This window comes from Haloarcula pellucida (genome assembly GCF_014647235.1).
GTDB classification, from domain to species: Archaea; Halobacteriota; Halobacteria; order Halobacteriales; family Haloarculaceae; genus Haloarcula; species Haloarcula pellucida.
Genome location: NZ_BMOU01000001.1, coordinates 1,081,797 through 1,093,266 on the forward strand (window position 1 = coordinate 1,081,797; position 11,470 = coordinate 1,093,266).

Annotated in this window: 13 protein-coding genes; 4 read left to right on the forward strand and 9 right to left on the reverse strand. The window is 65.8% G+C overall.

Going from position 1 to position 11,470, the window contains the following annotated elements; genetic code table 11:
* Positions 1-94: 94 nt before the first annotated feature.
* Both IEY28_RS05655 and IEY28_RS05660 read right to left on the reverse strand, forming a co-directional pair.
* Positions 95-1,072 (reverse strand): HhH-GPD family protein, encoded by a 978-nt coding sequence (locus IEY28_RS05655; protein WP_188995333.1) that lies wholly within the window; start codon positions 1,070-1,072, stop codon positions 95-97.
* A 45-nt stretch (positions 1,073-1,117) separates the two neighbouring features.
* Positions 1,118-3,028: a sensor histidine kinase gene (locus IEY28_RS05660; protein ID WP_188995335.1), complete on the reverse strand. Its 1,911-nt coding sequence runs from the start codon at positions 3,026-3,028 to the stop codon at positions 1,118-1,120.
* A gap of 154 nt (positions 3,029-3,182) precedes the next feature.
* Here IEY28_RS05660 and IEY28_RS05665 point away from each other — a divergent pair, with 154 nt between their 5' ends.
* Complete coding sequence (locus tag IEY28_RS05665; protein ID WP_188995337.1) at positions 3,183-3,512, forward strand: ribbon-helix-helix protein; 330 nt, start codon at positions 3,183-3,185, stop codon at positions 3,510-3,512.
* Positions 3,513-3,517: 5 nt separating this feature from the next.
* On the opposite strand, the gene IEY28_RS05670 is transcribed toward IEY28_RS05665, so the two are convergent.
* Positions 3,518-4,786, reverse strand: a complete 1,269-nt coding sequence (locus tag IEY28_RS05670; RefSeq protein ID WP_188995339.1) for an MgtC/SapB family protein — start codon at positions 4,784-4,786, stop codon at positions 3,518-3,520.
* 82 nt (positions 4,787-4,868) lie between these two features.
* Here IEY28_RS05670 and IEY28_RS05675 point away from each other — a divergent pair, with 82 nt between their 5' ends.
* A complete protein-coding gene (locus tag IEY28_RS05675) occupies positions 4,869-6,140 on the forward strand; it encodes an AI-2E family transporter (protein WP_188995341.1) in 1,272 nt (423 codons plus the stop codon).
* Between the two features lie 7 nt (positions 6,141-6,147).
* Here the strand turns inward: IEY28_RS05675 and IEY28_RS05680 are convergent, their stop codons facing one another.
* Positions 6,148-6,423: a PadR family transcriptional regulator gene (locus IEY28_RS05680; protein ID WP_166970575.1), complete on the reverse strand. Its 276-nt coding sequence runs from the start codon at positions 6,421-6,423 to the stop codon at positions 6,148-6,150.
* Positions 6,424-6,633: 210 nt separating this feature from the next.
* On the opposite strand from IEY28_RS05680, the gene IEY28_RS05685 reads away from it, so the two are divergent.
* Positions 6,634-6,921: an amphi-Trp domain-containing protein gene (locus tag IEY28_RS05685; RefSeq protein WP_188995343.1), complete on the forward strand. Its 288-nt coding sequence runs from the start codon at positions 6,634-6,636 to the stop codon at positions 6,919-6,921.
* A gap of 221 nt (positions 6,922-7,142) precedes the next feature.
* On the opposite strand, the gene IEY28_RS05690 is transcribed toward IEY28_RS05685, so the two are convergent.
* Positions 7,143-7,289 (reverse strand): hypothetical protein, encoded by a 147-nt coding sequence (locus tag IEY28_RS05690; RefSeq protein WP_188995345.1) that lies wholly within the window; start codon positions 7,287-7,289, stop codon positions 7,143-7,145.
* 59 nt (positions 7,290-7,348) lie between these two features.
* Between IEY28_RS05690 and IEY28_RS05695 the strand changes: the two genes are divergently transcribed.
* The gene (locus tag IEY28_RS05695) at positions 7,349-8,071 is read left to right on the forward strand and encodes a DUF7117 family protein (protein WP_188995346.1); all 723 of its coding nucleotides are present in this window, start codon (positions 7,349-7,351) and stop codon (positions 8,069-8,071) included.
* 15 nt (positions 8,072-8,086) lie between these two features.
* Here the strand turns inward: IEY28_RS05695 and IEY28_RS05700 are convergent, their stop codons facing one another.
* The 4 genes from IEY28_RS05700 to glyA form a co-directional block, all read right to left on the reverse strand.
* Positions 8,087-8,569, reverse strand: coding sequence for an NUDIX hydrolase (locus IEY28_RS05700; RefSeq protein WP_188995348.1), 483 nt, complete (start codon positions 8,567-8,569; stop codon positions 8,087-8,089).
* Positions 8,570-9,463, reverse strand: a complete 894-nt coding sequence (locus tag IEY28_RS05705) for a bifunctional methylenetetrahydrofolate dehydrogenase/methenyltetrahydrofolate cyclohydrolase (RefSeq protein WP_188995350.1) — start codon at positions 9,461-9,463, stop codon at positions 8,570-8,572. It lies immediately after the preceding gene.
* Between the two features lie 70 nt (positions 9,464-9,533).
* Complete coding sequence (locus IEY28_RS05710; RefSeq protein ID WP_188995352.1) at positions 9,534-10,052, reverse strand: hypothetical protein; 519 nt, start codon at positions 10,050-10,052, stop codon at positions 9,534-9,536.
* Between the two features lie 45 nt (positions 10,053-10,097).
* Positions 10,098-11,345, reverse strand: coding sequence for a serine hydroxymethyltransferase (glyA, locus tag IEY28_RS05715; protein WP_188995354.1), 1,248 nt, complete (start codon positions 11,343-11,345; stop codon positions 10,098-10,100).
* Between the last annotated feature and the right edge of the window lie 125 nt (positions 11,346-11,470).

The window sequence follows — 11,470 nt, forward strand, 5'->3', positions numbered from 1 at the left end:
GTGACGCGGCCAGGAGAGGTGGTCTGCTGGTCGTCGGCGTCACGAGGATCCCGAGCTCGACGGAGCACGACAGTCTGCCGGTTTCAGCCGGTCGTCAGCGGTCCAGCGCGACGACAGTCGTCCCGTCTGTCTCGCCGACAGAGACGAGGCCGTCCTCGGCGAGGTCACCGACGAGGTCCCGAAGCCACTCGCGCCCGTACTCGCCGTCGGGTGCGTAGTCGACGCGGACGCGGGGACCGAGGTCGTCGAGGGTCAGTTCGTCGTACTCGTTGAGGACGTTGATCACGCGCCCGCGGAACTGCCGACGGCTCCCCTCGAAGCTCGGCTGTGTGGGGACGTCGGGTGCGGTGAAGTCGCCGGTCTGGTAGGCGTGACACCACTCGCGCCACGGACACTGCGCGCCGTCGCAGTCGGGCGTCTTCTCGCAGGCGACGCCGCCGAGTTCCATGACGGCGTTGTTCCAGACGCGAGACTCGCCCTCGGGCATGAGTCGCTGGGCGACCGTCTCGAAGGCATCGTCGTCGTCCGGGACGCCGAAGGCGCGGTATAGCACGCGCTTGACGTTCGTGTCGACGACTGCGTCCCCGTTGTTGAACGCGAAGGAGGCGACTGCGTTGGCGGTGTAGGGACCGACGCCCATCAACTCCGAGAGGCCGTCCGGGTCCCGTGGCCACTCGCCGTCAGCGGTGGTTTCACCGCCGTTTCGAGGGCGGTCCGACGGACCGGCTTCGCCCTCCACGACCTGTCGAGCGGCCTCGTGGAGGTACTTCGCTCGGTTGTTGTACCCCAGCGAGTGACTGGTCCAGAAGCCGACCACGTCGCCCCGGTCGGCCGCCGCGAGAGCCTCTGCGGTCGGCCAGCGGTCCAGAAAGTCCCGCCACGCGTCGACGACGCGGTCGAGTTGGGTCTGCTGGCTCATCACCTCGGAGACGAGAATCTCGTAGGGGTCCTCGGTCTGTCGCCACGGGTACTCGCGGTGGTCGGTCTCGTACCACTCGACGAGCGCCCGCTGGATCGCTTCGAGGTCCGCGGGCACCTCACCCGGCACGTCCGTCGCCGACTGCTCGCTCATTGCCCACTCGTTCGTCCCGTCCCGGTTTGTGTGTGGTGGTTACGGTCAGTCGTCGTCGGTCGTCGCCCACTCGAAGGCCGACGCCTCCCACCCGTGGTCGTCGCGGTCGAACACGTCCGCGAAGACGAACATCGCGCCGTCCTCGTAGGTGGTGTCGACGTAGAGCCGCCACCCGTGTGCCTCGGCGATCGTCTTGACGATGGACAGGCCCAGACCGGTGCCGCCCTCGCTGTCGGTGTGGCCGTACTCGAAGATGTCGTCGACCGCGTCCTCCGGGATGCCGGGCCCATCGTCGGCGACGTAGAAACCGTCGCTCAGCGTCCCCAGTTCGACGGTCGCTTCCTCCCCGACGTGGTCGATGGCGTTTCGGAACAGGTTCTCGAAGGCCCGCAGGAGGCGGGACCGGTCGGCCTCGATGGGGCGACTCTCCGCCACCACGATGCTGGCGTCCTTGCTGTCGACGTTCGCCCACGCGTCGCGGGCGACGTCGCCGAGGTGGACGCGCTCTGTCTCCTCGACGCTCGCGCCCTCGCGGGTGAGCGTGAGGACGTCCTCGATGATGGACTCGATGCGGTCGTGTGCCCCCTCCAGTTTGTGTACGTGACGCTGGAGGGCGTCCGTCTCGACGCCGTCCGCGGCCAGCGTGTCGAACTGCGCCGAGAGCAGATTGGCGTGGCCACGAGCGACCGTCAGCGGGTTCCGCAGGTCGTGTGACAGCGTCGAGGCGAACTGGTCGAGGCGGTCGTTCTGACGTTGGAGTTCGCGTCTCGACCGCTCTGTGGCCTCCCGCGCCTCGTGGGCCTGGCGCAGCTGCTCGCGTGTCCTGTCACGCATCCCCTCGACGGCGGCGTAGAGCCTGCCCACCTCGTCTCGTCGGGCCGTCGAGAGGTCGGCGTCGAGGTCACCCTGCTCCATCGCTCTGACTCGCCGGGTCAACCTCGTGAGCGGCCCGACCGTCCACCGAGTGAGGAACAGACCGACGGCACCGAGCGACAGGACCGTCACCGCGAGTATCGCCGCCGCGGTCAGCCCGACGACTCGCGTCGGCCGGGCGAAGACGTCTCGCTCGGCGGCCGTCGCGACGACCCACTGTGTACCGTCCACCGGCGCGTACGCCACCACGGCGTCACCGCGCGTCGCGGTCACCGCTGTCCCGTTGGTGACCGCGTCCATCCTCGATTCCGGGGCCGTCTCGGGGACGATATCCGAGTCGCTCGCGAACACCGCCTCGCCCGCCTCGCCGAAGACGGTCAGCGGCGTCGACCCGCCGCTCAACCGTCGCTCGTCCACCGTCCCGACCACGACGAGGACGGCATCGCGGCCGGGAACGGGACTCGCGAACGCGAGCGCCGGACCATCCGAACTGTCGTAGGCCCGTTCAGAGTGGACGACGCCGTCGTCGCCGTCGTCGCCGTTCGCCGCTGCCACGACCGGCCGCCACGCCGGCCCGGTTCTGGCGAGCAACCCACCCTCTACGGACTCGTTCGTACTGACGGCGACGGTGCCCCGCACGCCTGCCGTCTCGACGTAGTGGACCGCTGTCACGCTGTCGCTATCCGTCGTAGGACCGTTGCGGAGAAACCGACGTATTCGTGTCTCGTTGTCCGACTGGAGCGCTGCCGCGTTCGAGAGGGTTCGGGTCCGCACGCGGAGCGCGTCGTGCCACCCGCCGACCGCTTCGGCCTGAACCGTCGCCGTCGTCCGCAAGTCGCCGATCCTCTCGGACTCCGTGGTCTGGTGGGCGATCCCGTAGCTTGCGACGCCGGTCGCGGCGACGAGGAGGACCACGACACCGAACGCGACGGCGACGGTGCCGCCGTATCGACGGCTGATAATCGCGAGACTGCAGCCGTCTCCGAGACGGGCGTCAGCGCTGTCGCTCGACCGGTCGTCTACGTCCCCCGAATCCCCGTTCTGGCCGCCTATCCGGCGACCGCCGTCGTCGCGTCCTGTCATGCGAACTCGCACACACCGGGCCCCCGACCCGAGCGTTACGTGGTTTCACATCCCCTATCACGTATAAGATTTGGTTTTCTAGGACCGATACTAACGGTGGCTCTCGCCCCGTCGAGTCGCAAAGCGTTTCCGCGCGGTTCGCCTTCGACCGGACATGACTCTCGAAGACCTTCAGGACGACGTCGAGAAGCGATACGCCGAGTTCGGCGAGGACCTCTCCGTCTCGCTCGACGGCGAGACGCGCAACGAACTCGCGATGCTGTCGGTCGCACTCGACCCCGAGGACGCCGACGAACTCGTCCATCGGGCGGTTCACATGCTGTTCCAGTCGATGGTCGATCGCGGGCAGTTGGACTTTCACCTCCGCTCTAGCTACGACGCCACGTACGACGAGTACCTCTCGGGGATGACCTTCGACGAGATGACCGGCGGGAACCAGTTCCCGCAGGCAGAGGACAACGACGACCGGCGCTATCAGTTCTGAACGGCCTAGGCCAGCATCGCGACGACCGTCAGACTCGCGCCACCGAGGACGACTGAACTCCAGAGCGCGACGCGGGAGGCGAACTTCCGGTTGGGCCCGGGTGCCGTCAGCGCCGCCTTGACGACGATACTGGCCGCCGTGGCCACGAGAATCGCGACCATCGCCGTCTGCTCACCGATAGCCCCGCCGCGGTACAGGAGGACCGCGGAGGTGGTCGCGCCCGCACTGGAGACGAGGCCGCTCAGCGCCGAGGTGACGTAGAGTCCGGCCGTGCCGAACCGCGCGCTGGCGACGCCCCCGACGACGACGACCAGCAGGAACACGCCGCCAAAAGCGAGCGCATTCTGCAGGGAGAACGGACTGTCGAGTTCCATGTCGACCGTCTCGCCCCAGTCCGCCGTGTGGGCGGCGACCACGACACTCCCGACGATGACCGCCGAGAGCGGGACGACGGCAGCCAGCAACAGGCCGTGTTCGAACGAGAACACGACGGCGATGAGGAGGTTCCGAAGCGCCATCGCGGCGTCGGCGAGCAGGATTGCCGCGACGGCGTACGACGTCGCCTCTGGCCGCTGTCGGACGTGATCGAGCATCGTCCCGACGACGGCCGTCGAGGAGGCGAGGCCGCCGAAGAAGCCGGTGATGGCGATACCGCGGCCGCCGTAGCTCTGGACGACGGCGTAGTTGACGATGCCGATGCCCGCGACGAACACGACCATCAACCAGATAACCCGGAGTTCGACGGTGATGTCGAGCAACCCGCCGGGCACCGCCACCGGGTCGGCGGGGAGCAGCGGATAGACGACGAACGCGATGATGGCGAACTCCGTCGCGGCCCGCAACTCCTGTCGCGAGAGCCCCCACGCGAAACTGTGCAGTTCGCGTTTGAGGACGAGCAACAGCGACGAGAGTACGGCGACGGTGACGCCTTCGAGCGTGTAGCCGCTCGCGATGAGCGCGCCCACGCCGTAGGCGACCAGCATCGACACCGACGTCGTCAGCGAGAGTCGGTCGTCCTCCTGTAAGAGTCCCTGTACGGCCAGTAACACGCCCTGAACGATGACGAGGACACCACCGACGACGAGGAGAACCTCGCTGCCGACGATGGTGAACACCGCCGCGAGGAGACTGATGAGCGCGAACGTGCGGATGCCCGCCGTCTTCTGTGACCACTCCCGCTCCAGCCCGAGAAACATACCCAGCGCGCCCGCTAAGAGGATGCGAAGAACGGCCGTATCGACCGGAAACGACGACAACTGTATCGGAACGCTCACACAACCGCTACTCGGCCGGAGGGTAAAGTATTCGGGTCAGCGACAGCACACCTTTTTGCCGGGCGGGGTGAAACCGGGAGTAATGGCACAGTACGACGTGGACGTAGACTGGCCACGTGCGTTCTGGATCGGATTCGGCGTGATTCTCGCAGCCACGCTCCTGTTCGTCCTCTACACCTTCATCGGGACGTTCGTGTTCGGTATCTTCCTCTACTACGCGACGCGCCCGCTCTACCGGCGCGTCTACCGTCGGGTGCGCCAGCGAACGATCGCGGCGATGCTCTCGCTGTTCCTCCTTGCCTTTCCCGTCATCATCCTGCTGTACTACACTATCGCCATCGCGTTACAGGAGTTCGACCGGTTCGCAGACACCGCTGACATCGGTCCGTACGCCTCCTTCGTGGAACCGTACCTCGACGTCTCAGACCACGTTCAGAACCCACAGGCGTTGCTCTCTGACGCCGCCGGTCCCGGTGCGATCGTCGATACGCTCGGCCAGTTCGTCAACTACCTCGGGTTCGTCGGGACCGGGTTGGTCCACGGCTTCGTCATGTTCGCCGTCGCGTTCTACCTCCTCCGTGACGGCCCGCGACTGGCCGAGTGGGCGAAGAACTTCCTAGACCACCGCGGCGTCTTAGACCGGTACTTCCACGAGGTCGACCGGAGTTTCCACAAGGTATTCTACGGGAACATCCTCAACGCCATCGTCACCGGCGCTATCGGTGCGATTTCGTTCAGCCTCGTCGACGTGGTCGCGCCGGCCGGGGCGTCGGTGCCGTATCCCGCGTTGATCGGGCTTCTCGCCGGGGCCGCGAGCCTCATCCCCATCATCGGGATGAAAATCGTCTACGTGCCGATGGCCGCGTATCTCGGGATACAGGCGGCGCTCGGTGGCGGCGAGTGGTGGTTCGTCGCCCTCTTTACGGGCGTCGCGTTCGTCGTCGTCGACACGATTCCCGACCTCCTCGTCCGCCCCTACGTCTCCAGCGGCAAGTCGTTCTCTATCGGCCGGTTCGGCGCGCGCGACACCGAGGAAACGGCCGCCGCGGGCCTCCACACGGGGACGCTAATGTTCGCGTACATCCTCGGACCCTTCCTCTTTGGGTGGTACGGCATCTTCCTCGCACCGATGCTACTGGTCTTCGTCGTGCAGTTCGCCCGGTTCGTCCTCCCGGAACTCATCGAGGGCGAACCGGTTCGTCCCAGAGCGGTCGACCCGACGAACCTCATCGGTGAGGAAGTGGGCGACCCGGAGACGGATGCACAGATCGATGCCGAGAACGAGACCACGGCGTCGGAGCCGACCAGCGAGTCACCGTCACCCCCCGGGTCCGACGATCCAGAGGTCGGCTAAGCCGTCTTCAGAGGTCGACGTACTGGTCTTCCCAGTCTCGCCGGGCATCGATTTCGCGTCGGCCGCGCCGCGTCAGCGTGTAGAAATTCGTCCGGCGGTCACGCTGTCCCTTCTCGACGAGCCCTTTATCGACCAGCGTATCGAGGTTCGGATACAGCCGGCCGTGGTGAATCTCTTTCTCGTAGTACTCTTCGAGGTCCTCCTTTATCGCGAGTCCGTGTGGCTCTTCTCGGCCCGAGATCACGTAGAGGAGGTCACGCTGAAAGCCTGTCAAGTCGTGCATCGATACGGTCTAGTTGTACATTATTGTCTGAATCGCTTAAATGTGTCGAATCGGAGGTTTTTGTTCTCCCCCTCTAGCTTAGGTCGAGTTATCGGCCGCATGTAGCGTCTTGTAGACAGAATTTCCGCTTCCCTATTTCGAGTCAAGATTACATCATACCGTCAAAGGTGATGCCAGCGGTATTATTTATTGTCGGACCCAAGGGAGTGTATGCCTGAAGAGATTCTGTTCGAAACCGAGCAGCGAATGGGGCGCGAAGCCGTCGCTGACTACCTGCGTTCGCTCGCCGACTCCGTCGCTGCCGGCGGCGACGTGACGCTCAGTTCCGGTGATCGGTCGGTGTCGCTCGACCCGCCCACCGAGGTGGAGTTCGAAGTCAAAGCAGAGCGTGAGGGCCCCGTCGACGGACCCGGTGAACTGAGTATCGAAGTCGAACTGGAGTGGCCCGAGGACGCTTCTGGCGACGACGCGACCACTGGCGAGTTACGCATCGAGTAAACGGCCCGCCCACAGAAGTGACTCCCCGGCGTCGTCCAGCGAAGTAAGTGGAAAGCGGTCGCGAAAAACGCGACCGCTTGCCGCCCTGAATTGGTCCCCGCTGACGCTTCGGCCCTCCAAGCGAAGCGTCACTTGACAGAATGGGAGTGATGAACTTAAAAGTACCGGCACCCGCCCAGTGGTGTTAGTTACCGAACCTTATTCAGCCGGAATAATCGCACTCAGATGTGCTCTTCTTCCAGTACCCACCCCAGCGCTCGCTTGTAATATGTGAACATCATCCGGATCCGTTCGTGACGCATCTCTTCGCTTTCTAACTGTTCTGCGAGGAACTCGTACTGCTCGCGTACTTCGGATTCCGAACGCATGGCCTCGCCTACGGACCGCTCGCGGAACAAACTTGAGGACGGCGAGCGCAGAGACGAGTATGAAGATTCGCGGTGACCGCGAGTGTCGGTCCTGTGGGGCCCGCTGGTCGTACTACGACACCGGGAGCATCGCCTGCCCCGAGTGTGGGAGCGTCCATAGCGTCGGTGTCGACGAGCGCACCGAACACACCGACGCGCCGGTCTCGCTCGACCTGACACCGATACGGAGCCGTATCGACGAGGCGTCACTCGACGACGTCGCGAGCAGCGCCGCCGAGACCTGCCGCGAGTACACTCGCAAGCGCGGGTTCATCGACACCGGCACGCTCAAACCGCTAGACGAGACGTACGTCGCCGCCGTCGAACTCCAGTACGTCGCGAGCGCTATCGGCAGAGAGATGCGCCCGAGCGACGACGCCGAACTGTACTTCTACGACCTGTTGGGCGGGGCCGACGACGGAGACCGTCCGGACACCGACGAGGTGCCGACCGAACTTCAGTCGGCCTTCGGGCTCGCGATGGCCACCGCCGTAGAGCGCTATCAGTCCGACGTCCGCCAGTATCTCGACGACCATCCCAACGAGCAGGGACGACAGCTATCTGGACGTATCCGCGACCACCGAAAGCGAATCGAGGCGCTCGACGGCGACGTCGACCCCGCGGACGCCAACCGCCTGCTCCACGCCGTCCGTGACCTCGGCCGGTTCGTGGGCGACGGCGACGAGAGCGCCTACGTCACCGCCGACAACTGGCTCACCGGCCTGGACGAGTCGACGCTGTGAGCCCGGTCGGCCGAGTCAGCGAAAGCGCTGGAGCAACTCACAATCGAGACAGTTCTCCGGCACCGACTGCCGCCAGTCCACCCGTTCGATGGCCTCGCCAGGGAGACCGGGGTCCGTCGTGAGCGTCGTCTCTGCCGGCGTCGCTCGGTAGGTGCCGAAGTGAAAGCCGGTCTCTCGTACTCCGTCGGTCAGTGTCACTTCGGTCACCGCAAGCAGTTCGTCCGGCGTCACGGTGACGCCGGTCTCCTCGCGTACTTCGCGGACCAGTGCCGTCTGCCGGCTCTCGTCGGGTTCGACGCCGCCACCGGGGAGTTTCCACATCTCGTCCTCGTAGACGAGGAGGAGTCGGTCCTCGGCGTCTTCGACGAGCGCACCGACGCCCCACCGGAGGCCGTCCTCGACCCGGTTCTGGAACGCCGCGAACGCGGGTGCCTCGACTGTGCGGGTGACCCGCCGGGTGTAGACGCCGTCGTCCGCGAAGGCGGCGAGCGAGGGCATTCAGGGGAGGTCGACGTCGATATCGTGCTGCAGACCCGCGGCTTTCACCGTGTTGTAGAGGAGCATCGCCCGCGTCATCGGGCCGACGCCGCCGGGAACGGGCGTGATGGCACCCGCAACCTCCTTTGCGCTCTCGTAGTCGACGTCGCCGACCAGTTCGTACCCCTTCTCGGTATCGGCCTCGACGCGGTTGATACCCACGTCGATGACCGTCGCGCCCTCGCCAACCATGTCGCCGTCTATCATCTCGGGGACGCCGGCGGCGGCGACGAGGATGTCGGCGTTCCGGGTCTTCTCCGCGAGGTTCTGGGTCCGGGAGTGACAGACCGTCGTCGTCGCGTTGCCGCCCGGTGCCTTCTGGATGAGGAGGTTCGCCATCGGCTTCCCGACGATGTCGGAGCGACCGACCACGACGGCGTCCTTGCCCTCGGTATCTACGCCTGCGGACTCGACGAGCTTCTGGATGCCGTGGGGCGTACAGGGCTTGTATCGGGCGTCGCCGGCGACCAGTCGACCGACGTTCTCCGGGTGGAAGCCGTCGACGTCCTTCCGTGGGTCGATGGCCCGCAGGACCTCGCGGTCTGAGACGTGGTCCGGGACCGGCATCTGGACGAGGATGCCGTTGACGTTCTCGTCTCCGTTCAGGTCGTCGATGGTGTCGTACAGTTCGCTCGCGTCGGCGCCGGGGTCGATGTCGATGTCGATGGCCTCGATACCGACTTCGGCGCAATCGTCCTGCTTCATCGAGACGTACGTCTCGCTGGCCGGGTCGTCGCTCATCAGGACCGTCGCAAGCGAGGGCTGGACGCCCGCGTCGGCGAGTTGGTCGATAGCCGTCGAGAGGTCCTCACGTACCGACTGGGCGACCGCGTCACCGTCGATTATGTCTGTCATCACGTGGAGAGGGACACTCGGAGGGCAAAAACGTCACTATGCCACACTGGATACAGACGCCTGTACGCCGTTAGGGACACGCTTCGGTGTCGAACTGTCGACGCTCGCGTCCCTGTCGAACGGGCGTCGTCTCGCCCCCCGGGACGCGCACGAGCATCGCCTGCCCGCCGTAGCCGTGGGTCTCATCGTGACCCCGAACGGCGACACAGCCCACGTCTTCGGGGACTGTGACCGTCTCGGAGCGCGTAAACGGCGCCGTCGAGTGGGCGTGCAGGAGGTCACGGCGACCCAACTGCTCGCCGTCGAGCGTCTCGACCTGCCACCAGTTCGCGTAGCCGTCCTCGCCGTCGTCGTCGTGATAGAGGGTCACGTCGAACCGGTACCGGCCATCGCTCTCGGCGGCGAGTTCTACGGCGGTGACGTTCGCTTCTCGCAGGTCGAGGTCCGCGGTGGGGTCGGTAGTCGTGGGCCCGTCGCCGCCGGTCACACGCTCGTCTGTCGACGCCTCGCTGCCGGAGCGACCACAGCCAGCCAGCCCGGTCAGGAGTGTCCCGCCTGCCGCGAGGACGGTCCGACGGGTGGGTGCCATACCGGTCGCTGGGGGCCGGGAGACAAAAAGAACTGTGTGGGCCGCTCAGTCGTAGAGGGTGTACTCGTCGGTGAGTTCGTCGACTCGCTGGCTGACCTCGGCGACGACGTCCTCGTCGTGGGGGGCGTCCACGATGTCGTAGATGAGGTCCGCGACTTCGCGACAGGCGTCCTCGTCGAAGCCACGCGTCGTGAGGCCGGGCGTGCCTGCGCGGATGCCCGAGGGGTTGAACGCGGAGCGCGTCTCGCCGGGGACGGTGTTGGCGTTGAGGACGATGCCGGCTTCTTCGAGGCTCTCCTCGACTTCCTTGCCCGTGGTGTCCGGGTGGGACGGGCGGAGGTCGACCAGCACGAGGTGGTTGTCCGTGCCGCCCGAGACGAGTTCGAGGCCGTGCTCTTTCAGCCGTTCGCCCAGCGCCTTCGCGTTGTCGACGGTCTGTTCGGCGTAGGTCTCGAACTCGGGTTCGAGCGCTTCACCGAAGCCGACGGCCTTGCCGGCGACGTTGTGCATCAGGGGACCGCCCTGCGAACCCGGGAAGACGGCGCTGTCGATGTCGTCTGCGTACTCCTCGTCGCACATGATGATGCCGCCGCGACCGGCGCGGATGGTCTTGTGCGTGCTCCCGGTGACGAAGTCGGCGACGCCGACCGGCGACTCGTGGACGCCCGCCGCCACTAGTCCCGTGATGTGGGCGATGTCGGCGAGGTGGTAGGCGTCGACGGCGTCGGCGGCCTCCTGAATCCGCTCGAAGTCGACCTCGCGCGGGTACGCGGAGTAGCCCGAGACGATGATGTCCGGGTCGTACTCCTCGGCGTGTTCGTGGAGGCCCTCGTAGTCGATGTAACCGCTCTCCTCGTCGACCTCGTACTGCTCGACTTCGTAGACCTGTCCGGCGAAGTTCGCCGGGTGGCCGTGCGAGAGGTGGCCGCCGTGGGTCAAATCCAGCGAGAGAATCTTGTCGCCAGGTTCGAGGACGCCGAGATAGACGCCCATGTTCGCCTGTGAGCCGGAGTGGGGCTGGACGTTGACGTGTTCTGCGCCCCATAGCTCTTCGGCCCGTTCGATGGCCAGTTCCTCTACGTCGTCGGCGTACTCACAGCCGCCGTAGTAGCGCTCGCCGGGGTAGCCCTCGGCGTACTTGTTCGTGAGTTCCGAGCTCTGGGCCTCCATGACGGCCTCGGAGACGTGGTTCTCGCTCGCTATCATCGCCAGCGTGTCGTTCTGCCGGGCACGCTCACCTTCGAGGGCGTCTGCGACGGCCGGGTCCGTCTCGCGGACGGTGTCGTAGGTCATGTGCCATCCTCCGGACCCGCCCGTCAATAATCTACCCTTTGTCCGAGAGTATGCCACCAACTGACAGGACAGGGGCGGAAAGACCCCCTCCGAGACCGTGCCGAACCATGTTCCCGACGTGTAAA

What these genes read in the sequence shown, in the direction of transcription:
- IEY28_RS05710 (WP_188995352.1), bottom strand. Translation starts at nt 10,052, where the DNA reads ATGGCACCCACCCGTCGGACCGTCCTCGCGGCAGGCGGGACACTCCTG.
- IEY28_RS05655 (WP_188995333.1), bottom strand. Translation starts at nt 1,072, where the DNA reads ATGAGCGAGCAGTCGGCGACGGACGTGCCGGGTGAGGTGCCCGCGGAC.
- IEY28_RS05680 (WP_166970575.1), bottom strand. Translation starts at nt 6,423, where the DNA reads ATGCACGACTTGACAGGCTTTCAGCGTGACCTCCTCTACGTGATCTCG.
- IEY28_RS05695 (WP_188995346.1), top strand. Translation starts at nt 7,349, where the DNA reads ATGAAGATTCGCGGTGACCGCGAGTGTCGGTCCTGTGGGGCCCGCTGG.
- IEY28_RS05660 (WP_188995335.1), bottom strand. Translation starts at nt 3,028, where the DNA reads ATGACAGGACGCGACGACGGCGGTCGCCGGATAGGCGGCCAGAACGGG.
- IEY28_RS05690 (WP_188995345.1), bottom strand. Translation starts at nt 7,289, where the DNA reads ATGCGTTCGGAATCCGAAGTACGCGAGCAGTACGAGTTCCTCGCAGAA.
- glyA (WP_188995354.1), bottom strand. Translation starts at nt 11,345, where the DNA reads ATGACCTACGACACCGTCCGCGAGACGGACCCGGCCGTCGCAGACGCC.
- IEY28_RS05700 (WP_188995348.1), bottom strand. Translation starts at nt 8,569, where the DNA reads ATGCCCTCGCTCGCCGCCTTCGCGGACGACGGCGTCTACACCCGGCGG.
- IEY28_RS05685 (WP_188995343.1), top strand. Translation starts at nt 6,634, where the DNA reads ATGCCTGAAGAGATTCTGTTCGAAACCGAGCAGCGAATGGGGCGCGAA.
- IEY28_RS05675 (WP_188995341.1), top strand. Translation starts at nt 4,869, where the DNA reads ATGGCACAGTACGACGTGGACGTAGACTGGCCACGTGCGTTCTGGATC.
- IEY28_RS05705 (WP_188995350.1), bottom strand. Translation starts at nt 9,463, where the DNA reads ATGACAGACATAATCGACGGTGACGCGGTCGCCCAGTCGGTACGTGAG.
- IEY28_RS05665 (WP_188995337.1), top strand. Translation starts at nt 3,183, where the DNA reads ATGACTCTCGAAGACCTTCAGGACGACGTCGAGAAGCGATACGCCGAG.